30 protein-coding genes are annotated in these 25124 nt (G+C 38.1%); 28 read left to right on the top strand and 2 right to left on the bottom strand.

Annotated elements, in window-relative coordinates; all coding sequences use genetic code 11:
• Positions 1–3: 3 nt before the first annotated feature.
• Positions 4–858 carry a LysR family transcriptional regulator gene (locus MTZ49_RS13820; RefSeq protein WP_264746038.1) on the bottom strand — a complete coding sequence of 285 codons (855 nt, stop codon included), beginning with the start codon at positions 856–858 and terminating at the stop codon, positions 4–6.
• Positions 859–986: 128 nt separating this feature from the next.
• On the opposite strand from MTZ49_RS13820, the gene MTZ49_RS13825 reads away from it, so the two are divergent.
• The 24 genes from MTZ49_RS13825 to MTZ49_RS13940 all read left to right on the top strand — a co-directional run bounded on the left by MTZ49_RS13825 (position 987) and on the right by MTZ49_RS13940 (position 22697).
• Positions 987–2189, top strand: a complete 1203-nt coding sequence (locus MTZ49_RS13825; protein ID WP_264746039.1) for an MFS transporter — start codon at positions 987–989, stop codon at positions 2187–2189.
• The gene (locus tag MTZ49_RS13830) at positions 2176–2385 is read left to right on the top strand and encodes a tautomerase family protein (protein WP_264746040.1); all 210 of its coding nucleotides are present in this window, start codon (positions 2176–2178) and stop codon (positions 2383–2385) included. The genes MTZ49_RS13825 and MTZ49_RS13830 overlap by 14 nt, the downstream gene beginning before the upstream one ends.
• Before the next feature lie 323 nt (positions 2386–2708).
• Positions 2709–3056 (top strand): ethanolamine utilization microcompartment protein EutS, encoded by a 348-nt coding sequence (gene eutS / locus MTZ49_RS13835; protein ID WP_201095782.1) that lies wholly within the window; start codon positions 2709–2711, stop codon positions 3054–3056.
• Between the two features lie 2 nt (positions 3057–3058).
• Positions 3059–3526 carry a EutP/PduV family microcompartment system protein gene (locus MTZ49_RS13840; protein WP_264746041.1) on the top strand — a complete coding sequence of 156 codons (468 nt, stop codon included), beginning with the start codon at positions 3059–3061 and terminating at the stop codon, positions 3524–3526.
• Positions 3523–4230, top strand: a complete 708-nt coding sequence (eutQ, locus tag MTZ49_RS13845) for an ethanolamine utilization acetate kinase EutQ (RefSeq protein WP_264746042.1) — start codon at positions 3523–3525, stop codon at positions 4228–4230. Before MTZ49_RS13840 ends, eutQ begins: the two co-directional genes overlap by 4 nt.
• 20 nt (positions 4231–4250) lie before the next feature.
• A complete protein-coding gene (gene eutT / locus MTZ49_RS13850; protein ID WP_264746043.1) occupies positions 4251–5096 on the top strand; it encodes an ethanolamine utilization cob(I)yrinic acid a,c-diamide adenosyltransferase EutT in 846 nt (281 codons plus the stop codon).
• On the top strand, positions 5096–6073 hold the full coding sequence (gene pta / locus MTZ49_RS13855; RefSeq protein ID WP_264746044.1) for a phosphate acetyltransferase: 978 nt from the start codon (positions 5096–5098) through the stop codon (positions 6071–6073). Before eutT ends, pta begins: the two co-directional genes overlap by 1 nt.
• Before the next feature lie 139 nt (positions 6074–6212).
• Entirely contained in the window at positions 6213–6509 is a 297-nt protein-coding gene (gene eutM, locus MTZ49_RS13860) for an ethanolamine utilization microcompartment protein EutM (RefSeq protein ID WP_264746045.1), read from the top strand.
• A gap of 175 nt (positions 6510–6684) precedes the next feature.
• The gene (locus MTZ49_RS13865; RefSeq protein WP_264746046.1) at positions 6685–6981 is read left to right on the top strand and encodes a EutN/CcmL family microcompartment protein; all 297 of its coding nucleotides are present in this window, start codon (positions 6685–6687) and stop codon (positions 6979–6981) included.
• Between the two features lie 9 nt (positions 6982–6990).
• A complete protein-coding gene (locus tag MTZ49_RS13870; RefSeq protein ID WP_264746047.1) occupies positions 6991–8415 on the top strand; it encodes an aldehyde dehydrogenase family protein in 1425 nt (474 codons plus the stop codon).
• A gap of 12 nt (positions 8416–8427) precedes the next feature.
• Complete coding sequence (gene eutJ, locus MTZ49_RS13875; protein ID WP_264746048.1) at positions 8428–9270, top strand: ethanolamine utilization protein EutJ; 843 nt, start codon at positions 8428–8430, stop codon at positions 9268–9270.
• On the top strand, positions 9260–10459 hold the full coding sequence (locus tag MTZ49_RS13880) for an iron-containing alcohol dehydrogenase family protein (RefSeq protein WP_264746049.1): 1200 nt from the start codon (positions 9260–9262) through the stop codon (positions 10457–10459). Before eutJ ends, MTZ49_RS13880 begins: the two co-directional genes overlap by 11 nt.
• 48 nt (positions 10460–10507) lie before the next feature.
• On the top strand, positions 10508–11776 hold the full coding sequence (gene eutH, locus MTZ49_RS13885) for an ethanolamine utilization protein EutH (RefSeq protein WP_264746050.1): 1269 nt from the start codon (positions 10508–10510) through the stop codon (positions 11774–11776).
• A gap of 11 nt (positions 11777–11787) precedes the next feature.
• Entirely contained in the window at positions 11788–13212 is a 1425-nt protein-coding gene (locus MTZ49_RS13890) for an ethanolamine ammonia-lyase reactivating factor EutA (protein ID WP_264746051.1), read from the top strand.
• A gap of 13 nt (positions 13213–13225) precedes the next feature.
• A complete protein-coding gene (locus MTZ49_RS13895) occupies positions 13226–14587 on the top strand; it encodes an ethanolamine ammonia-lyase subunit EutB (protein ID WP_264746052.1) in 1362 nt (453 codons plus the stop codon).
• A 15-nt stretch (positions 14588–14602) separates the two neighbouring features.
• Positions 14603–15502 carry an ethanolamine ammonia-lyase subunit EutC gene (gene eutC / locus MTZ49_RS13900; protein WP_264746053.1) on the top strand — a complete coding sequence of 300 codons (900 nt, stop codon included), beginning with the start codon at positions 14603–14605 and terminating at the stop codon, positions 15500–15502.
• 15 nt (positions 15503–15517) lie between these two features.
• The gene (gene eutL / locus MTZ49_RS13905; protein WP_264746054.1) at positions 15518–16174 is read left to right on the top strand and encodes an ethanolamine utilization microcompartment protein EutL; all 657 of its coding nucleotides are present in this window, start codon (positions 15518–15520) and stop codon (positions 16172–16174) included.
• 13 nt (positions 16175–16187) lie between these two features.
• Positions 16188–16823 carry a BMC domain-containing protein gene (locus tag MTZ49_RS13910; protein ID WP_264746055.1) on the top strand — a complete coding sequence of 212 codons (636 nt, stop codon included), beginning with the start codon at positions 16188–16190 and terminating at the stop codon, positions 16821–16823.
• Complete coding sequence (locus MTZ49_RS13915) at positions 16820–18157, top strand: 4Fe-4S dicluster domain-containing protein (protein ID WP_264746056.1); 1338 nt, start codon at positions 16820–16822, stop codon at positions 18155–18157. The genes MTZ49_RS13910 and MTZ49_RS13915 overlap by 4 nt, the downstream gene beginning before the upstream one ends.
• 3 nt (positions 18158–18160) lie before the next feature.
• Entirely contained in the window at positions 18161–18709 is a 549-nt protein-coding gene (locus MTZ49_RS13920; RefSeq protein WP_264746057.1) for a BMC domain-containing protein, read from the top strand.
• A gap of 35 nt (positions 18710–18744) precedes the next feature.
• A complete protein-coding gene (eutR, locus tag MTZ49_RS13925) occupies positions 18745–19830 on the top strand; it encodes an HTH-type transcriptional regulator EutR (RefSeq protein ID WP_264746058.1) in 1086 nt (361 codons plus the stop codon).
• Between the two features lie 599 nt (positions 19831–20429).
• A complete protein-coding gene (locus MTZ49_RS13930) occupies positions 20430–20675 on the top strand; it encodes a hypothetical protein (RefSeq protein WP_264746059.1) in 246 nt (81 codons plus the stop codon).
• A gap of 316 nt (positions 20676–20991) precedes the next feature.
• Positions 20992–21435 carry a LexA family protein gene (locus tag MTZ49_RS13935; protein WP_264746060.1) on the top strand — a complete coding sequence of 148 codons (444 nt, stop codon included), beginning with the start codon at positions 20992–20994 and terminating at the stop codon, positions 21433–21435.
• Complete coding sequence (locus MTZ49_RS13940) at positions 21435–22697, top strand: Y-family DNA polymerase (protein WP_264746061.1); 1263 nt, start codon at positions 21435–21437, stop codon at positions 22695–22697. The genes MTZ49_RS13935 and MTZ49_RS13940 overlap by 1 nt, the downstream gene beginning before the upstream one ends.
• A gap of 27 nt (positions 22698–22724) precedes the next feature.
• Here MTZ49_RS13940 and MTZ49_RS13945 read toward each other — a convergent pair whose 3' ends face one another.
• Complete coding sequence (locus MTZ49_RS13945; protein ID WP_264746062.1) at positions 22725–22958, bottom strand: hypothetical protein; 234 nt, start codon at positions 22956–22958, stop codon at positions 22725–22727.
• A gap of 258 nt (positions 22959–23216) precedes the next feature.
• Here MTZ49_RS13945 and MTZ49_RS13950 point away from each other — a divergent pair, with 258 nt between their 5' ends.
• The 4 genes from MTZ49_RS13950 (at position 23217) to MTZ49_RS13960 (ending at position 25118) form a co-directional block, all read left to right on the top strand.
• The gene (locus MTZ49_RS13950) at positions 23217–23531 is read left to right on the top strand and encodes a thermonuclease family protein (protein ID WP_264746063.1); all 315 of its coding nucleotides are present in this window, start codon (positions 23217–23219) and stop codon (positions 23529–23531) included.
• Positions 23501–23719, top strand: a complete 219-nt coding sequence (locus tag MTZ49_RS15840) for a thermonuclease family protein (protein ID WP_413774196.1) — start codon at positions 23501–23503, stop codon at positions 23717–23719. Before MTZ49_RS13950 ends, MTZ49_RS15840 begins: the two co-directional genes overlap by 31 nt.
• Positions 23720–23832: 113 nt before the next feature.
• A complete protein-coding gene (locus MTZ49_RS13955) occupies positions 23833–23982 on the top strand; it encodes a hypothetical protein (RefSeq protein ID WP_264746064.1) in 150 nt (49 codons plus the stop codon).
• A 95-nt stretch (positions 23983–24077) separates the two neighbouring features.
• On the top strand, positions 24078–25118 hold the full coding sequence (locus tag MTZ49_RS13960) for an IS481 family transposase (RefSeq protein WP_264745663.1): 1041 nt from the start codon (positions 24078–24080) through the stop codon (positions 25116–25118).
• Positions 25119–25124 lie beyond the last annotated feature (6 nt).

Genomic DNA, 25124 nt, shown 5'->3' on the forward strand with positions numbered 1-25124 from the left:
AAATTACGTCGTCAAACAGGATTGTAATGCTGCAATATTAGCGGATAACATACCTTTTCTCCACACTAAATCAGTTACTGCACTACCAATAGATTTAGATAGTTTATGAACACTTAGGGTTTGTTTATCTGGAAATAATTTAAGTACCGCTTCTGGAACAATCCCCACTCCCATTCCTGCTGATACTCCACCTAAAATAGCATGATAAGAAGATAACTCTGCGATACGTTCAGTTTTTACATCATGCTCTACAAACCACCTAACTAATCTATCACGGTAAGAGCAACCATCTTTAAATACTAGTAATGTTTTTTTGTGAATATCTTGTGGTGTATTAATAACAGAATGATCTTTAGGTGCAACAATTACCAATTGCTCTTTAAAAACCCCTAACTTATCCAATCGATCATCTGCTGGTGTATCTGCAATAAACACTGCATCTAGCTGATTAGACAATAATCCCTCATACAGTGAATTACTGGTTCCAGTCGTAAGTTCTAAGTCTATTTGCGGATATTGTAAGTGTAATTTTGCTAACAAATTAGGTAGTCTAGCTGCCGCTGTGCTTTCCATAGCACCAATACGTAACTTACCTTTAGGTAGTGCACTTTTTATTTGTAGTTCTGCTTCATTTGCTAACTCAACAATTTGTTTAGCATAGTTATAGAGTAATTGTCCTTTATCAGTTACTAATAACCGCTTACCTTCTCGAATGAATAACTGCACCCCAAGATTATCCTCCAATTGTATTATTCTGGTTGTAATACTTGAAGGTACTCTATTTAGGTATTCTGCTGCACGGGTTATTCCCCCTTGCTCAACAACAGCTATCAATGTTTTTAAATAAGAAAGCTCCACAAAACATTCTCCAAAATCGAATATATATTTCGATTTTATTCAATTTACTTGAATCATTATTCTAACTAGAATTGCTTCATAAAACAATTAACAAGCTTTACAAAATAATTTCAGTATAGGATTTCACCATGAACCCATTTTATAAAAATGGCTTACTGCAAACATTGGGCGGGCTTTGTGTACTTATTGTAGTAATGGGTATTGGACGCTTTGCTTATACCGCCATGTTACCTTATATGATGGATAACTATCAGTTAAATGAAAAAATAGCAGGAACAATGGCTGCATGGAACTATACTGGCTATCTAATTGGTGTACTGGCCGTGTTTAACGAAAAAGCGGGGTTACGTCGTTATCTATTACTTAGCTTTTTTCTATGTTTTAGTTTCTTAACCACTTTAGCTATGGGATTAACAGAACAAGTTTATCTATGGAATATTATACGTTTTGTATCAGGTGTTGCTTCTGGTGCCTGTTTTGTTTTATGTTCTGCTATTGTATTAGATACTTTAGCTACCATCAATAAACCTATACTTGCAGGTATCCTTTATAGCGGTGTGGGTATAGGTATCGCACTAAGTGGTCTAAGCAGTCAACCTTTAGTAAATGCACTAGGTGTTGAAGGTGCTTGGATAACCACTGCATTACTTTGTATTCCGCTAATACTAATAGCACTAATCTATTTGCGCCCAACTAAAAATTTTTCATTAAGCCTTCAAAATAACTCAACTACAACGAATCCACAAAAGGTACAAAGTGGTTATTATCTATTAATACTTATCTATTTTTTAGAGGGTTTTGGCTACATTATTGGTACTACATTCTTAGTAACATTGGTAAAAACTACTACTCAATCAGCCACCCTCGCTAGTACAGCTTGGATAATAACAGGCATTGCTGCCGCATTAAGTGCCCCACTATGGCGTTATGCAGCAAAAAAAGGTTATCAACCAATGTTAATACTCGCTTTTTTATTACAAGGTATTGGCGTGGTTTTACCTATTATTTCTAATACACCTGCTATTATCTTATTAGGTGCATTGCTATTAGGAGGAACTTTTATGGGTATTACCGTACTTGCTCTACAATATGGCATTACTTTAAGTGGTAAACCCAGTGCGCATACCATTGCTATATTAACAGGTGTTTATGGGATTGGTCAGATTATGGGGCCATCTATAGCAGGGTTAATTTCCCATGATCAAGGTTTTGAGTTTGCCTTTATTCTATCTGCTATCAGTTTATTTCTAGCTGCTGGCCTACTTATCTTTAAACATATTATAAATAACCACATTCAACTAGCTAAGGAGAAACAACATGCCATACGTTAATATTAAGGTTACAGGTGGTAATGAAGCCCCTACTACAGAACAAAAAGCTGAATTAATTAAAGGCGTAACGGAATTACTAGCAAGAGTACTTAATAAAAATCCTGCTACTACTGTTGTCGTGATTGATGAAATTAATCAAGATAATTGGGGAATAGCTGGAGAAAGTATTACCGTTCGTCGAGCAAAACAAAATTAGTATATTTGAAATTTGAGCTAGTATATTCAATGCTAGCTTAAATTAATATTCTTTCAATTAGTTAAATAAAATCCTTTCAAATATTACCGCTGATTACATCTATTCATTTTCTAAAAAAATAAAATAATACCCAGTATATTTAATACACATACGACAATTGGCTAATATAAATAAAAAGTACTTTAGAGCATGCTAGACACAAAATAAATATGGCTTAGTACACAATAAATATGACTTAGCACAATTTTATAAATTAATTGCCAATTTTTGATATTCGCTCCGCGAATTTCCTTGTTAAGCTCATTACATCTTAGGAGGTAATGATGGATATTGAAAAAACCCAAACGAGAATTATCCAAGAATTTGTGCCTGGTAAACAAGTCACATTGGCACATCTTATTGCTCATCCTGGAAAAGATTTAGCACAGAAGATTGGTGTACCCGATGCAGAAGCTATTGGCATTATGACCTTAACTCCCAGTGAAACAGCTATGATTGCAGGTGACTTTGCAACTAAAGCAGCCAATGTTGAAATAGGTTTTCTTGATCGTTTTAGTGGTGCTTTAGTAATTTATGGTTCAGTCGGTGCTGTAGAAGAAGCACTTAATCACACAATACGTAATCTGGGCACAGCCTTAGGTTATGCTGTCTGTACTGTAACTAGGAGCTAACCATGTTACAACAGCGCTACGTGTTAGTCGGCCCCGTTGGTGCAGGTAAAACATCTTTGTTTAATGCACTCAATGACGACTATAGCTTAGCTGTTAAAACTCAAGCTGTAGCTTTTGACCAACAAGGTGGTGTAGACACTCCAGGAGAGTTTTTTAATCACCCTCGCCTATATCGTGCACTGATTAGTACTACCACTGAAGCAGAAGCTATTATTTATGTCCACGCAGCAAACGATCCTATTTGTCGTCTGCCTACCGGACTACTCGAAGTTTATCAAAACAAACGCCTTATTACTGTTATTACCAAAATAGATCTACCTAATGTTGATGTACCTGCAATAAAACAAATGCTGTTAGAGCATGGCTTAAAGGAACCTATTTTTGAAATCTGCACACAAGATCCAACTAGTGTTCAAGCTTTAGCAACATTTCTTGAGCAGGATGTGCCATCTAAGAGGAAAGCGCAATGAGTAAACAATTAATTACAGCTGACAATATCCGCGAGATAAAAGCTAAGGGGCAAACTGAAATTGAGGTTAGCTTAACTAATTGCATTATTACACCTGAAGCAAAAGAGGTGGCAGAACAGTTAGGTATCCGTATAGTGGATAAAAATTGTCCGCAAGCTCAAGCAGTCAAAAAACCTAATACAGGTAATTGCTCCTCCTCACTGACTGAAGCAGAGTTAAAAACTATTAGACAGGCAATTATTGAACAATTACCTAAAGGTGCCATGATTAGCGATGCACTGATAGATCAATTAGTGTGTAAAGCTGTTCAAGAGAATAAACATGCTGCTGCACCTAAAGCTTCTAACCAAAAACCTTCTGCTGTCAAGTTAGTAAAAGGCAATATGGCTAAATTAGAAATCTTTGAAGGGGCTGGTATAGAAAAGCAAGTTGGTATCGCTGATATGATCGGCACTGCTGATAACAGCAATATGGCTGCTGGTTATATGGCATGGGAAAATGCTTTCTTCCCATGGACATTAAACTACGATGAAATAAATATTGTACTTGAAGGTGAGTTACATATTTGTCACAACAATGAAGTTAAAATAGCCAAAGCGGGAGATTTAATCTTTATCCCTAAAGGTTCTTCTATTCAATTTGGCACACCTACTAAAGTTCGTTTTGTATATGTGTCATGGCCTGCTAATTGGCAAGACCAATAGTAGCGTCATGGAGAATAATCATGAGTAACTTTATAACAGAAGACTGGCTAAGAGCAAACTACAGCCTAAGCGATGGCACAGAGATTCGCTTACCTGCTGATTGCAAATTAACGCCTGCTGCTCGTGGTTTGATTACTGATCATCATTTAGTAGTAAAATTTCATGATGAACAAGGACGGTTATTTGTTGAAGCAACAGAAGATAAACCAACAAATAACAACAGTACTTATCAACCTAAATTAAAACAGGTACATGGTTTAACCAGTCAACAGGGGCATGTCGCTGCTGAATGTCAGCTTTGTCATCAAGCTGTTGCGAAAAAACCAGACACACTAACTCACTTAAACGCTCACACATTAGTATCTAAATCTGATCCTCGCTTAGCTTTTAGAGCTAAGTTAGATAGTTGTATCGCAATGGCTGTTTGGTTACAAGTCGAAGCCACTGCAGAACCACAACGCTGGTTAGCAGATATTCGCTCTGTATTAGGCAATATTATGCGAGCTGATGTATTAAATGAAACCTTAACTGATTTTGTTATTGCTGGGTTAGATGAAAAAGCTATTCATAAGCTATCTCACCAACCACTTAAATATATTGGACACGATCATATTGTGCCTGCGGTAGAACATGGTCGTAATGCTTGTTTATTGAACTTATTACGTACTGAAATTCGTGAAACTGAAACCTCAGCAGCCTCTATATTTATTGATCGCGATTTGGTAGTTTCAAGACCTGATCTTATGCAAGGTTTAAATCGGCTATCCAGTGCAGTTTATGTATTAATGTTGTTATGTGTACTCCATGAAACAGGTAAAGAATGGCCTACTACAGAAATGTTACTCGCTAAATTGGGAGCACAATAATGAATCTTATTGAACGCTGCCAACAGCAAGCAAAAGATAATCCAAGCTGGATTGTATTTCCTGATGCAGTAGATATCAGAGCAATTCAAGCAGCTATTCATATTCAACAGCAACAGTTAGGTTATCCTTGGCTGTTAGCTAACCCTGCTGATTTACGTAATTTGTGTGAACAACATAATTTACCTTTTAATCAATTAAATATTATTGATCCAGCAACATCAGAATGGTTACCTGAGTTTACAGCCTATTTAGCACAACGTATGCCAGATAAACCAATAGAAGACCTTAAGAAAAATATCAAGGATCCGCTATGGTTTGGTGCAGCAATGATCGCTACAGGTAAAAGTGATTACTGTATTGCAGGTAACCTCTCCTCTACTTCTAGTGTATTGAGAGCTGGATTACGTGTATTGGGTTTAGCACCTAATAACAAAACATTATCTTCGATCATGATTATGATCTCTCCAAATGGAGATCAAATCCTCGGATTTGCCGACTGCGGGGTTGTTCCACAACCTACAGGGGCGCAGTTGGCAGACATTGCAATAAGTACCGCCCAAAGTTTTGAAGCAATAACAGAACAAACTGCACGTGTTGCGATGTTATCATTCTCTACTAAAGGTAGTGCTAAACATGAAGCTGTAAATAATGTGCAGCTAGCAACAGATATAGTGCGCGAACGTATGCCTAACTTAGCAGTTGATGGCGAGCTTCAATTTGATGCTGCAATGGTGGAAAGTGTTGCTAAACAAAAAGCACCTGATAGCCAAGTTGCAGGTAAAGCCAATGTGTTAATCTTCCCTTCTTTAGAAGCAGGTAACATTGGTTACAAGATTGCACAACGATTAGGTAAATACGAAGCTATTGGTCCACTTATTCAAGGATTAAATGGCTCTATGCATGACTTATCACGCGGTTGTAGTTGGCAAGATATGGTTCAAGTAGCCATGCTTGCTACAAAAATGCGTGCTAAATAAGAGATATGGCGTTTTATTTGTAAGAAAACGCGATTACCACTTTTTATAGAACAGTTAAAATTTCTATAAAAAGATTAACTGGGTGGCTTGCCACTTGTATTAACTCCCATTACGGGAGGCTAACTGAGAGGAATTTATAATGGAAGCTTTAGGCATTATTGAAACCAAAGGTTTAGTGGCGTTAATCGAAGCCTCTGATGCCATGGTGAAAGCAGCTAGAGTTAAACTAGTTGGTTACAAACAAATTGGTGGTGGTTTAGTAACTGCAATGGTACGTGGTGATGTAGCAGCTTGTAAAGCGGCAACAGACGCTGGTGCAGCGGCTGCACAACGTGTTGGTGGTGAGTTAGTCGCAGTTCACGTTATCCCACGCCCACATAGCGATTTGGAAGATATTTTCCCAATCAAAATGTCTGCTGAGAAACCATTGGACTGAGCAATAACTCACCCGAATTGAGGTGTGTGTTTTATTAATAATAATTCCACACCTCTATTATCCAATTGGTTTTGACGTATTGCATGCTACAAAAGGTATTGTTGTTCTAATTATTAGTACAACAAGTCAGTGTTGTTTACTGTTGCCTTTGTAACATAGCAATAAAGGAGGACTCATGAAATTAGCCGTTGTCGTAGGACAAGTTGTTAGTACCGTAAAACTTGCTGGGTTTGAGCAAGAACGCCTACTGCTTGTAGACATGATAGATAAAAACGGTTTACCAGAAGGTGAACGGCTTGTCGCTACTGATTCTGTAGGCGCAGGCGATGGTGAGTGGGTCTTGGTTGTTAGTGGTAGTGCAGCTCGTAAAACTATTCACAGTATTAATGGCGTGGAAGCACCTGTTGATGCCAGTGTGGTAGGTATTGTAGACGAAGCTGTTGTTAATGGTAAAATTTTCTACCATAAGTGAGGTATTACAGTGGACATAAATCCTAAAGAAATTGAACAAGTGGTCAGAGCGGTACTGACTTCAATGGGTAGTGGTCAGCCTAACAAACCAACATCCGCTGCATCACAACAAATCGCCGCAGGCGTATTTAACGAATTAGATGATGCTGTTGCTGCTGCAAGAGAAGCACAACGAGCATTAAAAACTGTAAAAATGCGTAATCTTGCTATTGCTGCCGTTCGTCAAGCAGGCGAGAAATATGCAAAAGAATTAGCTGAATTAGCTGTTGCTGAAACCGGCATGGGTCGTGTTGACGACAAAACAGCTAAAAACTTATTACAAGCACGTGAAACACCTGGTACAGAATGTTTAAGGCCCGAAGTATTAACAGGTGATAATGGTCTTACTTTAACAGAAAATGCTCCTTGGGGTGTAGTGGCTTCAGTAACACCTTCTACTAACCCTGCGGCAACTGTTATCAACAACTCTATCAGCATGATTGCTGCAGGCAACAGTGTTGTTTTTGCACCCCACCCTGCTGCTAAAAAAGTATCACAACGTGCTATTACTGTTATTAATGAAGCAATTGTTGCGGCTGGTGGCCCTGCTAACTTAGTAGTTACTGTGGCTAATCCTGATATTGAAACTGCGCAACGTTTATTCAAATACTCTGGTATTGGTTTATTAGTGGTTACTGGTGGTGATGCCGTTGTAGAGTCTGCTCGTAAGCATACTAATAAACGTCTTATTGCTGCTGGTGCTGGGAACCCTCCTGCAGTTGTAGATGAAACAGCTGATATTGACAGAGCAGCTGACAAAATTGTTTATGGTGCTTCTTTTGATAACAACATTATATGTGCTGATGAAAAAGTAGTTATTGTTGTTGACTCAGTAGCTGATCAGTTAGTTGCTGCTATGCAACGCCATAATGCAGTGTTATTAACAGCAGAACAAGCTAAACAATTACAACCTTTACTACTACCTAAAATTGATGAACAAGGTAGAGGTACAGTGAGTCGTGATTGGGTAGGACGTGATGCTTGTAAAATTGCTGCTGCTATTGGTTTGAACGTTCCAGAAACTACTCGTTTACTGATTGTTGAAACACCTGCTGACCATCCTTTTGCCATTACTGAAATGATGATGCCTGTATTACCGATTGTTCGTGCTAGAAACGTTGATCAAGCAATTGATTTAGCCGTGAAGCTTGAGGGCGGTTGTCATCATACAGCATCCATGCACTCACGTAACCTAGACAACTTAGATCGTATGGCTAATGCTATCGATACCAGTATCTTTGTTAAAAACGGTCCATGTATCGCTGGCTTAGGCTTTGGTGGTGAAGGTTGGACAACAATGACAATCACTACTCCTACAGGCGAAGGTGTTACTTGTGCACGTACCTTTGTAAGGTTACGTCGTTGTGTTCTAACTGAACATTTCCGTATTGTGTAATAAGGAAAAATCATGTCCCAAAGAGATATCGATCAATGGTTAAATCACCGCTTACAATTAGCGGAGAAGCAACTACGTGAATCTGATAAAAAACCAGAGCACCCTCTCAAGGAGTGGTTTTTAGGTATCGATTTGGGTACTTGTAATATTGTATCAATCGTCATAGATAAAGATGCTAATCCGATAGCTACTCGCCTTGATCAGGCTGATGTAGTGCGTGATGGTATCGTTTGGGATTTCTTTGGGGCTGTATCGATTGTTAAAAAACAACTCGCTAGCCTACAGGAGCAATTGGGTGTTGAGTTTACCAAAGCTTCAACCTCTTTTCCTCCTGGGACAGACCCCAGAATCTCTGTCAATGTTTTAGAAGCAGCTGGACTTGAGGTGACTCATGTAATTGATGAGCCCTCTGCCGTTGCTAATATGTTGCACTTAAAAAGTGCGGCTGTAGTAGATATTGGTGGTGGAACCACCGGTATTGCTGTCATTAAAAATGGTAAAGTTGTCTATTCAGGTGATGAGGCCACGGGTGGTCATCATGTTTCACTGACTTTAGCAGGCAACCTTAATCTACCTATTGAACAAGCAGAAACAAAGAAAAAAGAACAAGGTACAGAAATTTGGCCTATTGTACGTCCTGTTTTTGAAAAAATGACTGATATTGTTCACGATCATCTACAGCAATATCCAGTAGAAGAGATTTATTTATCAGGTGGTTCTTGTGCACTACCTGGTGTTGGTGTGTTATTTAGCCAAGCATTTCCTGAGCAAAAAGTAATACTACCTACCTTGCCTATCTTCATTACTCCCTTAGCCATTGCCGTTTGTGGAATGGAGGATAATCATGCAGATTAACGAAGTCAGCCATGTAATTTATCGTGCTCTTGATTTAATTAATGCCCAGTCAGTACGTGAATTTACTGTGCCACCACAAACCTTTATTGGTGCAGGTGCATTAGCACGTTGCGGCGAAGCTATGGCTGAGCGCGACCTGAAATGTGTATTTGTGATGGTTGATGGTTTCCTACACAAACAAGGCATAGATGAAGGTTTATATCGCTCTTTAGAAGGCGCCAATATTAAATATGAAATCATCACCTATGCTGGTGGTGAACCAACTACTCAAATAGTTGAAGCAGCAGCTAAACAATTGTTAGCTGCGCAATGCGATAGTGTACTTGCATTAGGCGGTGGATCTGTTTTAGATGCCGCTAAAGCGACTGCTATGTTAGCAGCTAATGTTGATTTACCTATTGAGAATTTAGCCAATAAAGCCATTAAATTAAAAAAACGTCTACCTCTGATCGCTATTCCTACTACAGCAGGAACAGGCTCAGAAGCAACTAATATTGCAGTTATTACTGATACTACAAATGATGTAAAACAAGTATTAGTTCATCCACAACTAATACCTGACTTAGCTATTATTGATGCTTGCTTAACTTTAGGTGTGCCCTCTGAAATTACTGCGATTACAGGAATTGATGCACTTACTCATGCCATTGAAACCTATGTAGCTTGTCATGCAACACCACTTACCAAAGGTTTTGCCTACAGAGCAATTACCTTAATTGGTGAAGCACTACCCCATGCAGTAGGCCAAGGTAATGATATTCCTGCTCGTGAATCAATGATGCTTGCCTCTTATATGGCAGGCATGGCTTTCTCCAATGGAGGACTTGGTCTATGCCATGCAATGGCACACCAAATTGGTGGTAAATACCATATTCCTCATGGCATGTGTAATGCCATTATGTTGCCTGCTGTTATGCGCTTCAACCAATTAGTTTGCAAGAAAGAATATGCTGAAATCGGTCATGCATTAACGGGTAAACAAATAGAAGCAGAAGACACTATTAAAGCTATACAACAGCTTATATATGACGTTGGACTTTGTAAAAAATTAGGAGAGTTTGGAGGGTCTCCTGAGGATATCCCGCAGCTTGCCGAAGCGGCTATGCAAGATATCTGTTTAACAACTAATCCTCGGACAGTAACACAAGAGCAAATAATTGCAGTTTATCAAGATGCATTAGCCTCTTAATAAACTAACAAGAAGGTTTAATTTTTATAATGAGTAGGAGTTCGGCTAATGGGTATTAATGAAATTATTGTCTATATCATGATGGCCTTTATGATAATAGCAGCCTTTGATCGTATCCTTAACCAGTTTGGGGGCTCAGAATCTATTCTTAGCAAGATTGGTTTAGGGAAAGTGGGTAAAGGTATTGACGGTTCAGGTAGTCAATTTGAAGAAGGCTTTATGGCGATGGGAGCCTTAGGGTTGGCAATGGTCGGAATCACTGCTTTAGCCCCTGTTATTGCCACTTATTTAGGCCCCTTAGTTAAACCTCTGTATGAAGCTGTAGGTGCTGATCCATCAATGTTTGCTGGCACTATATTAGCTTGCGATATGGGTGGTTTCTTCCTTGCTAAACAATTAGCCACTTCAGATGCCGCAGCCTTATATTCAGGTATCATCTTAGCGGCTATGATGGGTCCAACCATTGTATTTACTATCCCTGTAGCACTTGGCATCATTGATAAATCTGACAGACGTTACCTAGCTTTAGGTGTCTTAGCAGGTATCGTCACCATCCCAGTAGGCTGTATTGCTGCTGGTTTAATAGCCATGTTCTCAGGTGTAGAACTTGATGGCCGCCCTGCAACGTTTACTTTCGTATTTATCTTAGTCAACATGATTCCAGTAATCATTATTGCAGCACTGATTGTTTTAGGTTTAAAACTATTCCCTGAAAAAATGATCTCTGGCTTCCAAGTTTTTGCAAAAATCTTAGTGGGTATCATCACTGTTGGCTTAGTAGCAGCAGTATTAAAGTTTACAACAGATTGGACCTTTATTCCTGGTATGGATCCTATTTTCAGTACTCAATCACCAGCTGCTGATGATATGCGCGCCATGGAAGTTATTGGTTCCATTGCTTGTATCTTACTAGGTGCTTACCCAATGGTATTCCTAATCACTCGCTGGTTTGGAAAGCCTTTAATGAAAGTGGGTGGCCTATTGAAAATGAATGACATTGCAGCAGCCGGTATGATCGCTACCTTAGCAAACAATATCCCAATGTTCAGTATGATGAGCAGAATGGATGAGCGTGGTAAAATTATTAACTGTGCATTTGCTGTATCTGCCGCCTTCACCTTAGGTGATCACTTAGGTTTTGTTGCAGGTATTGGTGTATCCACCATGATCTTCCCAATGATCGTAGGTAAGTTAGTCGGTGGTATTACAGCTGTTGGTGTAGCGATGATGATTGCACCTAAAACCTCTGCTCCAATGAAGGTAGAAGAAGTTGATATTGTTGTTGAAGAAACTTCTTTTGAAGCAGAAGCTAAATAAGGAATATTAAGATGGCTACCACAGTAATTCGTAGTGTAGGTATAGATATAGGTACTACCACTACTCAGGTGATCTTCTCTCGCCTAGAGTTAGTAAATCGTGCCGCTGTATCACAAGTACCTCACTACGAGTTTACTAAACGTGAAATTCTTTACGAAAGTCCTGTAATCTTTACACCTATAGATTTTGAGGGACGTATTCGTGAAGAAGAGCTATTGTCATTTATTCTAGATCAGTACCGTACTGCTGGTGTTACCCCTGAAGAAATTCAGTCTGGCGCTATCATCATCACAGGTGAAACGTCCAAAGCACGTAATGCACGCCCTGCAGTATTGAAACTAGCAGAAACACTAGGCAACTTTGTTGTAGCCACAGCAGGCCCACACTTAGAATCAATCATTGCAGGACAAGGTTCAGGAGCGAGTGAATTATCACGCACTACCATTGGTCGTGTATTAAATATTGATATCGGTGGTGGCACTGCTAACTATGTATTATTTGAAGATGGCGAGGTGGTTGACTCTGCTTGTCTTAATATTGGTGGACGTTTATTAGAAACAGATCAACAGGGTCGTGTGGTACGTGCACATGCTCCTGGTAAACTAGTCTGCCAAGCCTTGTTTGGTAATCAAGATCCACTAACACTTAATAGACAACAACTTGTACAAGTGACAGAGTTGATGGCTGATTTACTTTATCAAGTGACTATAGGACAACCTTCTGATCTAGCCAAACAACTATTAATGACAGATGCCCTCCCCACTTCAGGATTGTTAAATGCATTAACTATTTCAGGTGGTGTTGGTACTTGCGTTTATCAGCCAGTAACCGACGATCAACTATTTAAATTTGGGGACATTGGCCCATTACTAGCTCGTGCTATTGCGAAGCATGCTGGTTTCGCTAAGTTGCCTTTAAAAGCACCTAAACAAACTATTAGAGCTACTGTCATTGGAGCTGGTGCACATACCTTATCACTTTCTGGTAGTACTATTTGGTTAAAAGAAGTTCCTTTACCAATTCGTAATATTCCAGTTATTCATACCAGAGTAAGTGGTGTATCACTTAACCCAGAGGAGCTTCTTACAGCTTGGCAACAAGCATTAATACAACATGATTTATCTGCTGAAACTGACTCTTATGCTTTAACGCTCCCTGCTGATACACCTGTAACTTATCAGGCTATTCAGTTATGTGTTAAAGCACTAGGTGATTTTTCACAACATTATCCCAATTCTCAGCCACTTATCGTGATTGCTCAACAGGATCTCGGTAAAGTACTAGGGATGTTACTACAACCACACTTAGGGGGTAGAACATTGGCCGTCATTGATGAAGTAGTAACCCGAGAAGGCGATTATATTGATATTGGCAACCCATTATTTGGCGGGGAAATTGTACCAATCACCGTTAAATCATTGGCATTTCCTTCCTAAAGGAGCGTAATTAATGAAACTTAAAACCCAGCTTTTTGGTCAAAGCTATCAATTTAAAGATGTTAAAGAAGTTTTAGCAAAAGCTAATGAGCCACGCTCTGGCGACGAGTTGGCAGGTGTTGCTGCCACATCATCACAAGAACGTGTGGCGGCAAAGCAAGTGCTATCTGAAATGACTATTGCAGATGTTCGTATGAATCCAGTGGTTCCATATGAAGAGGACTGTGTTACTCGCCTTATTCAAGACAATGTGAATGAGACGTCTTATAACAGTATCAAAAATTGGACCATTGGTGAGTTACGTGAGTATATTCTCTGTGATGACACCACTAACGATGATATCGCTTTCTTACGTAAAGGTATAACATCTGAAGTAGTTGCGGCAGTTGCTAAAATATGCTCTAACGGTGACTTAATCTATGGTGCAAAAAAAATCCCTGTAGTAAAAAGAGCTAATAACACTATCGGCTTACCAGGCCATTTTGCTGCTCGTTTACAACCTAATGATACTCGTGACAATGTTAAAAGTATTGAAGCGCAGATTTATGAAGGTTTATCCTATGGTTCAGGTGATGCCGTAATTGGTGTAAACCCTGTAACGGACGATGTGGAAAACTTACGTCGTGTTTTAGATACCATCTATGAAGTTATTGATAAATTTAAAATCCCTACCCAAGGCTGTGTTTTAGGTCATGTTAGCACTCAAATGGAAGCTATTCGTAAAGGTGCTCCCGGTGGTTTAATCTTCCAAAGTATTTGTGGTAGCGAAAAAGGCTTAAAAGAATTTGGTATTAGCCTAGAAATGTTAAATGAAGCACAAGCAATTGGTAGAGAATATAATCGTATTGCTGGTAGTAACTTCTTCTACTTTGAAACAGGCCAAGGCTCTGCTCTTTCTGCAAATGCCCACTATGGTGCTGACCAAGTAACCATGGAAGCTCGTAACTATGGACTGGCTCGTCACTATGATCCTTTTATGGTGAACACCGTGGTTGGTTTTATTGGCCCTGAGTATCTCTACGATGGTCGTCAAATTATGCGCGCAGGTTTAGAAGATCACTTTATGGGTAAATTAAGTGGTATTTCTATGGGTTGTGACTGCTGTTATACCAATCATGCCAATGCAGATCAAAATGTTAATGAAACACTTTCTATCTTATTAGCATCTGCTGGCTGTAACTTTATTATTGGTATGCCTTTAGGTGATGATATTATGCTTAACTATCAAACCTCTGCGTTCCATGATACTGCTATGATACGTCAATTACTAAACCTACGCCCTTCTCCTGAGTTTGAACGTTGGTTAGAAAGCATGGGTATTATGAGTAACGGTCGTTTAACCAGTGCTGCTGGTGACGCTTCACTATTCTTCTAAGAGGGGTAATAAATCATGGATCAAAAACAAATTGATGCGCTTGTTCGAGAAGTAATGAGCAAACTTGATGTGAAAGGTAATAGCACATCTTTTACTACCACTCAAAATGTTGGGCAGGCTAGTAATAATGTGACTAATGAAGCGGTTGAAAGTTGCTCTATTGACTTAGGTTCTCAGGAAGCTAAACAATGGATTGGTGTACAACACCCTCATAATCTAGAAGTGTTACAAGCGTTAAAAAACAATACTGCATCACGTGTTGGTTCTGGTCGTACAGGTGTTAGACCTAGGACAAATTCATTACTACGTTTTTTAGCTGATCACTCTCGCTCAAAAGATACAGTACTTAAAGAAGTACCTTCTGAGTGGGTACAAAAACAAGGTTTATTAGAGTTACAATCTGAAGTTCACGATAAAGATCAATACTTAACCCGTCCTGATATGGGTCGTATTTTAAGTGATGATTCTGTTAAAATTTTACTTGAGAAATGCAAAAAAAATCCTCAAGTACAAGTAGTGGTTTCAGATGGTTTATCTACTGATGCTATCCTTGCTAACTATGAGGAAATTCTACCTCCTCTACTAGCTGGTTTACAAAGTGCTGGTTTAGATGTAGGTACTCCATTTTTCGTCCGTTATGGCCGAGTAAAAATTGAAGACCAAATTGGTGAAGTACTAGGCGCTAAAACAGTTGTTATGTTAGTGGGTGAAAGACCAGGTTTAGGCCAGTCAGAAAGTTTATCTTGTTATGCTATTTATAGCCCAACTGTAGCTGACTCTGTTGAAGCGGATAGAACTTGTATCTCAAATATTCACCGTGCAGGTACTCCACCTGTAGAAGCAGCAGCAGTTATTGTTGATTTAGTTAAACGTATGCTAGATAAGAAAGCGTCTGGCATTGGCTTAACCCGTTAATAAGGAGGCAATATCATGCCTACATTAGACCTAATAAGACCCAGTGTTAAAGCCGTTAGATTAATTGCTTCACTGCAAGAAGATTTTCGCAAAGAGCTAAAACTACCCGATCATATCCGTAGTTTAGGTTTAATCACAGCTGACTCTGATGACGTGACTTATATTGCAGCAGATGAAGCGACCAAACAAGCTCAAGTACAAGTGGTATATGGTCGCTCATTATACGCAGGTGCTGCAAATGCTCCATCACCAACTGCTGGAGAAGTATTAATCATGTTAGGTGGTCCTAATCCTGCTGAAGTTCGTGCAGGTTTAAACGCGATGATTGCTACTATTGAAGATGGCCCAGCGTTCCAATGGGCAAACGACCAAGAAGATACTGCTTTCTTAGCGCATGTAGTATCACGCACTGGTTCTTACCTTTCGGAAATGGCTAACATTCCACTAGGCGATCCTATTGCCTACTTGGTAGCACCACCACTAGAAGCTACTTTTGGAATTGATGCTGCATTAAAAGCAGCTGAAGTTGACTTAGTTTGTTATGTACCACCTCCATCTGAAACCAACTATTCAGCGGCATTTTTGAGAGGTAGCCAAGCTGCCTGTAAATCTGCTTGTGATGCATTTGCTGAAGCAGTTTTAGAAGTAGGTCGTAATCCTATCCAATCTTAGGCAAGGAGTTAATATGATAAACGCATTAGGACTGTTGGAGGTAAGCGGCTTAACCGCCAGCATTGAAGCTGCCGATGCAATGCTGAAGGCAGCTCAAGTGCGTCTAATCAGTCAAACCGTAACCCCGCCTGGGATGATTACTTTAGTGATTGAAGGCGATTTAGCTGCTTGCCGTGCTGCATTGGATGCAGGCTCAGCAGCAGCCAGTCGTTTAGGCCAAGTTATTATACGTAAAGAGATAGGCCGTCCAGAAACAGATACAGAATGGTTTGTTCTTAATCTTCAACAACCACAAACTGCTGTTAGTGAAGCTAAAGCGCCAACAACTAAACCTGTTGCGCCTAAAGTAGTAACACCTGCTACAGAAGTCGCAGTGACCAAAGCTACGCCTAAAGCAGCGCCAGAGAAAGCTGCTAAGCCAGTAGTTGAAACAACTACTGAACTTAAAGTTACCGAATCTGATGAGATAAATGAAGTAGCGCTTATCAAGCTTATTGCCAAACATCCACAAGGCCGTAATTTAACTGATCTTATGAACCATTTTAATGTTTCTAAGACAGAAATTAGTGCGTTGTTAAAAAATTGTGTTGGTGATGGTAAATTACGTCGAAAAGGTAATCGCTACTATATCATTGAGGCTAAAAAATGATTACTGAAATTGATGCTGCCACCATACGGCAACGTGTACAACAAGCAGGTATTGTTGGTGCTGGTGGCGCAGGTTTCCCTACACATGTTAAATTAAACGCTGAAGCTGAAATTTATTTAGTGAATGGTGCTGAATGCGAACCTTTATTAAAAGTAGATCAACAACTAGCTGCTCGGCAAGCTGATGATCTAGTCCGTGGTTTGCAATATGCCATGAAAGCTACAGGTGCTAAAGAAGGTATTATTGCTTTAAAAGCTAAATATCAAGAAGCTATTACTCAACTTGAACCTTTATTACCTGCTAATATTCGTTTACATATATTAGAAGATATTTACCCAGCTGGTGATGAAGTTATTACCATTTGGTTAGCAACAGGTCGTAGAGTACCTCCTGCTGCCCTACCCTTATCAGTAGGTGTGGTAGTAAATAATGTACAAACATTAATCAATGTTGCCTATGCCGTAGAAAATGAAACACCTGTAACAGACCGTACTTTAACCGTCAACGGTATGGTTAAACAACCTATTACTCTAACCGTACCTTTAGGTACTACCCTAAAGCAAGTTTTAGATTTAGCAGGTGGCCCCACTATTAGTAATCCTGCCTTTATTAATGGTGGCCCTATGATGGGGGCATTAGTAGAATCATTAGATGAACCTGTTACTAAAACAACAGGTGGCTTATTGGTATTACCTGATGATCACTTATTGATTCGCCGTCGTAAGCAAAATATGCAAAGTGTGGTAGCGATGGCCAGAACAGTATGTGAACAATGTTGTTTATGTACAGAACTATGCCCACGTCATTTAATTGGGCATGAATTACCTCCTCACTTAATTGTACGTGCAGTTAATTATCAAAAAGCTGACGAGGCCTCTATTCTACTATCAGCACTTACCTGCTCAGAATGTGGTATTTGTGAAGCCTATGCCTGCCCTGTTGATATTTCACCTATGCGTTTGAATCAAGCCTTAAAGAAACAATTCCGTGAACAAGGTGGTCGCTATGAAGGTGAACTTCGTCCAGCAGATCCAATGGCACGTTATCGTCTATTACCTATTAAGCGCCTTATCAGCCGCTTAGATTTAGATAAGGTCAACCATAAAGCACCTTGGTTTGATACCAGTTGGCAACCTATCAAGGTAACTTTGCCCGTTAGACAACATATTGGCGCACCTGCAAAACCAGTTATTCAAGTAGGTGATAAAGTAACCAAAGGGCAATTATTAGCAGAGATGGCAGAGGGACAACTTGGTGTACCTCTTCACGCTAGTATTACAGGCTTTGTACAACACATTGATGACCAAAATATTGTTATTGCTCAGGAGTCATAATAAATGCATCATGCAATTGGGTTAGTAGAACTAAATAGCATTGCTAAAGGCATACAAGTTGCAGATGCAATGTTAAAAACAGCTGATGTTACTTTACTGACTGCAAAAACTATCTGTCCAGGTAAATATATTGTCATGGTAGGTGGTGATGTAGCAGCAGTTAAGCAATCTGTAGAAATTGGCGCAGAGGAAGGTGGTCATCTATTAGTTGATCAATTCATCTTACCTAATATTCACCACTCTGTATTACCTGCTATTAGCGGTGTTACACAAGTTGACTCACAACAGGCATTAGGTGTTGTAGAAACTTATAGTGTGGCAGCTTGTATTGAAGCAGCTGATAGTGCAGTAAAAGCAGCCAATGTCACATTAATTAGAATCCATATGGCCTTTGGTATTGGTGGAAAATGTTACTTAGTATTAACAGGTGATGTAGCTGATACTACTACTGCAGTGAACACTGCCAGTGCTAATGCAGGTGAAAAAGGATTACTTGTTTATAGTATGGTTGTACCAAGACCCCATAGAGATTTATGGCAACAACTGCTATAGTATAGATAACTGTTTTTTTATCTATGGTGGTTGTTATGAATAATAAAATCAAGGATATTGATTTACACCATTTAATTGTTGATCCTATCGACGGCAAGTCTACTGTTGACGAAAAAAACTTTACGCCCATTGTTGATTTACATAATGTCAATGTGCGTAAAACTGATGATGTTTATCAACATGCGTGTAATATCACTGCATGGCAGCAACTTTATGACCAATTAAAACCTGGCCAATTTACTGGTCAGTTAGATGAATGTTGGTTAGAGGGTGTGCAATTCTTTAAAGAATATACTAGCTCTGCATTACGTCAATCTTGTATGGTTTGGCCTAATGCAGTTTGGCTAGGTATACCACCTGATACAGAAACCACTGATGGTTATATTGGATCACAAGCTATTTCACCGCAGACAATAGCTATTCGAGAAGGTGGTAAAGAATTTGAATTGAACACGCCCGATGACTATACCATCATGGGCTTAGTAGTAGACTTAGAGCTGTTAACAAACCATATAAGCTCTCTCTATAAAGAGCAACAAGATACCTTATTTCCTCTAATGCGTAATACAACACTACAAGTTAACGCATTCCAGAAACAATATATTTGCCATCTTATTCAACAAGCATTAATTGCGGGTGCACAATATTCAGAGTTAACCACTAACCCAGCCACATTAAAAACACTCCGGCAGGATTTATTAGATAGCCTAGCAGGCTTATTACTCAACTCCCATCAAGTTGATAATAAGCGCTCTCGTACTCGAGAAAATTACCAAAAGATTGTTACTAAAGCCCGTGACTATGTAATAGGACATCCACAAGACGTTATCACTGTCGCTAATCTTTGTGAATATCTTCATGTTAGTCGCCGCACCCTACAAAATTGCTTTCACGCTATTTGGGGAATTAGTCCTAATACTTATTTAAAAGCAATCCGACTCAATGCTGTACGCAGAGAGTTAGAAAGCCGTTACTCGAAACATAAAACTGTACAAGATGCAGCTATGGCTTGGGGCTTTTGGCATATGAGTCAATTCGCGATGGACTATCATATGCTATTTAGTGAGTTACCTTCTCAATCATTAGCTTCAAGAGGCAATCTCCAAACCTATTGGTTATAGCTTAAAAATTCATTTAGTACAGTGCTTTAATAAGGTTGTTTTTATAGTTTCTACTGTTGAAAAACGACCTTTTCCTTACGCTGTTTACCTCATGTTCTATTTGTTTTCAGCTTCTGTTTTTAATTTTTCTAACAGCAAATTTAGCTTCTAATAAATTTAGAGTAAGTTTACCACACCCCTACAAACTCAAGAGACACATATAGTGAGAGCTCTATCTAATTAAGGTAAATTGATTTAATGGGGCGACTTTTATAGTAAGCCCTGCTACCTAGCGACAAAGGAGCTAGACATCACTTTTTCACCTAAACATTTTATGCAGTGCATTTTAGATTCTACTAAACTTCCTCTGTGGTGGCTTGATAACAAACTTTGGTATCATAAGCTCCATCAGTATAAATAGCCTCTATCTTTTGTTCTGGATTAATTTGTTGTAATAGCTCTGGAAAAACTTATTAGTCTCCTGTATCCATGTTTTGAGCGTACTTACACTTAAGTTTTTTATAAATCGCTTATTTAGTTTGAAATAACTGTGATAAAGTGATTTATCTTTTTATCACTTTACACTCTATTTTAGAATATTGTATACAGCATACGAATTAATGAAAAAAAATATCTTATCCTTTTTCTATATGCTTTCTATTGGATTATTAAACGGTATCTATAGTTATGCTTCAGCTACAGAACCAACTATGAATAACTCTGAACAAGCAGCTAAATTAAGAGTATTTACCTCATATTCGATTAATGATACAACATGGTTCGTCTCACTATCTGACATTTACCCTTATGAGAAAGGTGTGCTAAAACCTGACAATGATAAAGATGAATTTAGAAGAACGTATTAATATTATGCAATGGTGGAGCAACTATATTACTTATAATAAAGAACATGGCTACATAGCCCCCTATCAATTCAAAAATTAATAATAAATAAGCTGGCAGTTACTCTCTTAATTTATCAACTCTAGATTATCTTTCCCTTTTTTGACTATTTTAGAGAAATAGCTAACTTGACCGCCATAAATATTTATCTATATATTTAACTCATAGTAGTATGTAGTTTTAATCATACTATCTCTTTTAATAATCCAACAATGAGCATGATGCCGCTTAGGGATTTTTAGTCTACAGGATTTCTATAGTTTTTTTGGAGATTTTAACTTGCACAAATCTGGTTTTATTGTGCTTGGTGGTGTACTTGAATCTGAAAATCGGTATCTGCCATTTGTAAATAGTCCTGTTAGGGCTGGTTTTCCTTCCCCTGCTGATGATTATCTTGAAACTAAGTTAGACCTTACTGAACATCTTATACAACACCCTAGTTCTACTTATTATATTAGGGCTGTTGGCGACTCTATGATTGAGTACGGTATATTTAGTGGTGATCTACTGATTGTAGATCGTTCTCTTGAGCCGAAAATTAGTGATATTGTAATTGTAGCTATAGATGGTGAGTTAACCTGTAAGCAATTGGCTTATATGCCTAATTCGCTTTGCTTAGTATCTGGCAATCCTGAATACCCTACTATTCCTTTAGAGGATAAAGATGTTCATATATGGGGCGTTGTGATACATGCTATTCATTCTTTAAGGGGTAGAAGTTAGTGATTGGCCTTATTGATTGCAATAACTTTTATGCTTCTTGTGAGCGTGTTTTTAATCCAAAGCTTGAAGGCAAACCCGTAGGTATTCTCTCCAACAATGATGGGTGTGTAATAGCTCGTTCTAATGAGATTAAGCCTCTTGTGCCTATGGGTATGCCTGCTTTTAAAATTCCGCCTAATATTCGTAAACAGATTACCCTTTTAAGCTCTAATTATGAGCTATATGGTGATATGAGTCGTAGAGTTTTTGATACAGTCAGAGAACATACTGCTGATTTAGAGATTTACTCAATAGATGAAGCTTTTATCCACTTAGAAGGCTTTGGTAATCCTGTGGAGTACTGTAAACGTTTAAGGGCTATTATTAAACGCAATACAGGTATTCCAGTCAGTATTGGTCTTTCCTCGGCACGTACTCTTTCAAAAATAGCTAATCATGTGGCTAAAAAAAATCCTGATTATGAGGGCGTATGTTGGTTGCATCCTTCTGATTATAAACTTGAAGAACTATTAAAGCAGTTGCCTGTTAGTGAAATATGGGGCGTTGGCTATCGAATAGCTAACAAACTGCAGGCAATGGGCATAAAAACAGCATGGCAATTAAAAGAAGCTGATCCTAAATTTATTAGAAAAAAATTCTCAGTTGTTCTTGAACGTACAGCATTGGAATTACAAGGTACTCCATGCATTGAACTTGATGATCTCGATACACCTAAAAAGAATATTATGACTTCTCATAGCTTTAGACGTTTAACAGGTAGTCTCTACGACCTACACGAAGCTATTAGAGTTCATGCTAGTCGTGGAGCTGAGAAGTTAAGAAAACAAAACTCTGTTGCTAGAGCTGTATTAGTATTCTTAAAAACCAATCGTTTTAGGGATGATTTACCCCAGTATAACCCTTCTATAGTTGTTCCTCTTCCTTATCCAACTAATGATACGAGAGAGATCATTAAAACAACTCAAGAAGGATTAAAAGCTATTTACAGAAAAGGCTATTTGTTTATGAAAGCTGGTGTCATGATGCTTGATCTAACTGATAAGGATATTGAGCAGTTTGATATATTTTCAGCATCACAGGATAGCGAAGAACGTCAAAAATCAGATACATTAATGAATACCATTGATTCAATTAATAGAAAAATGGGTAGAGATACTATTAGAATAGGTGGTATTAGACAAAATGCTGCTTGGAGTATCAAAAGGGATTTGCTAAGTAAACGTTATACTACTAGATGGGATGAGTTACCAGTAGTTAAATAAGCCCATCATATGATGGGCTTATTGTATTTAAAGAGTTGCTGGGCAGCCATAAACTGCCATTATCGATTTTACTTCTTTAGTATCTGTAGCAACCCATACCCCTGCTACTGGATCATATTCCTCTAAAACACGCTCATATGCACAATAAACAGTACCAACAGCAATTAATTTCCAACTTGTCCATCTTTGCTCCTGTGCATAAGAATTAATTGATATTAAAGTAAATAATGACATTATAAATGCGATCATAATCTTTTTCATTTAGTTCTCCTGAGAGGCTAGCATTATCTTATAAAATAGATAATTATTTTTATTTGAAATTTTACATTTATGCTTGCAAGCAAAACCATTTTGCTTTGAAATAATATTAGGTGTCAATAAAAATAAAAATCAATTAAATCATTACCTTATTAAATATAAATTATTTTTCATTAAATATTTTTTTATTAATCAAAATAGTGTAATTTCTATTTATAGGCTATATACTATAGTCGTATATCTCATTGATAAACAAATAATATGAAGCTATTCTCCATTCTATTACTCTGCCCAATTATTTCCTTTGCTGATACTCTCACTTGTAAAGTAGTAGCTATTGCTGATGGTGATACTATTACCTGTTTAACTGCTGATAAAGTTCAACATAAGATTAGGCTCTATCAAATAGATGCGCCTGAACGTAAACAAGATTTTGGCACTGCGTCCAGAAAAGCCTTATCTGATCTTATATTCAATAAAACTGTGAGGGTAGATACTCATGGTAAAGATAGGTATAGATATACTCTAGGAACTATCATGCTCTACTGTTCAAATATAGCGCACCAACCTATTTAACAAAATTTGAACCTTCATGTTATGAAGATGTTAATCTTATAATGATTCAAAAAGGAATGGCTTGGTACTGTCCTTTTGGGAAGAAAAACGAGCAATACAAAAAAGCAGAAGAACAAGCTAGAGCTAATAAGATTAGTCTATGGTCTCAAAAAGCTATAGCTCCTAGGAAGTTTAGAAAAAACAAATAATTCCAATACTAAAGTCTAATAAAGGAAAATGCTATTAATAGATTATTCTAAGTTTATAATAACTTGAAAATATATAAGTTATTTTAATTCAAAGGAAGCTCTAGGAGAGAGATATGAAAAAAATAATATTAATAGTATTAACTACCTTTTTATCTACAACCTCTTATGCAGGTTTTACTGTAAATGATCTGGAAAATGGCTGTAAAAACTATGGGCCTAGAGGAAGCAGTGTTACCCCAAATATATCTGATAATATGGAATAGTTAAGACCTGATCGTACAATTTTCTTGCAAAAGAGAGAGTTACCCGTTTTGATAAAGGTGTTGAAACTTTAATCAGAACAAAAGGAGTAACTCTCATGTTACATACTAACAATCCAATCATTAAACATAAAGTAGGTCTTTTAAACTTAGCAGAAGAACTACAAAACGTATCCAAAGCCTGTAAAGTAATGGGGGTATCAAGAGATACCTTTTATCGCTACCAAGAACTTGTAGAGCAAGGTGATATCGATTCGCTTATTTCAAAAAGTAGACGAGTACCTAATCTAAAAAATAGAGTGGATGAAACAACAGAGCAATCAGTAGTATCTTATGCTGTAGAGTATCCTGCCTATGGTCAACACAGAGCTAGTAACGAGTTAAGAAAGCAAGGTATATTTGTTTCAGGTGGCGGTGTTCGTTCTATTTGGCTTAGGTATAACTTAGAGAATTTTAAAAAACGTCTTAAAGCATTAGAAGAAAAAGTAGCTACTGAAGGTATTATTCTCAACGATCAACAAATAGCTGCTTTAGAAAAGAAAAAGCACGATGATGAAGCGAGTGGTGAGATAGAAACTGCTCATCCTGGTTATTTAGGTTGCCAAGACACCTTTTATGTAGGTAACTTAAAGGGTGTAGGTAGAATTTACCAACAAACCTTTATCGACTCCTACTCAAAGGTAGTTCATTGTAAGCTATACACCACTAAAACACCGATTACCGCAGCGGATATACTTAATGATAAGGTATTACCTTTCTATAATAGTCATGAACTGCCTATGTTGAGAATACTCACTGATAGAGGCACAGAGTATTGTGGAAAGGTAGAACACCATGATTATCAGCTCTATTTAGCGATCAATGATATTGATCACACTAAAACTAAAGCCATGTCACCGCAGACTAATGGTATTTGTGAAAGATTCCATAAGACTGTATCACAAGAGTTTTACCAAATTACCTTTAGGAAAAAGCTTTATAATCATCTAGAGGAACTGCAAAAAGATCTGGACGAATGGCTAGATTACTACAATAATAACCGAACTCATCAAGGTAAAATATGCTGTGGAAGAACTCCTATGGAAACATTACTTGATGGAAAACTGATCTGGTTAGAAAAGAATTTAGACCAGATCTAACCTAAC

This window comes from Entomomonas sp. E2T0, from assembly GCF_025985425.1.
Lineage (GTDB): Bacteria > Pseudomonadota > Gammaproteobacteria > Pseudomonadales > Pseudomonadaceae > Entomomonas.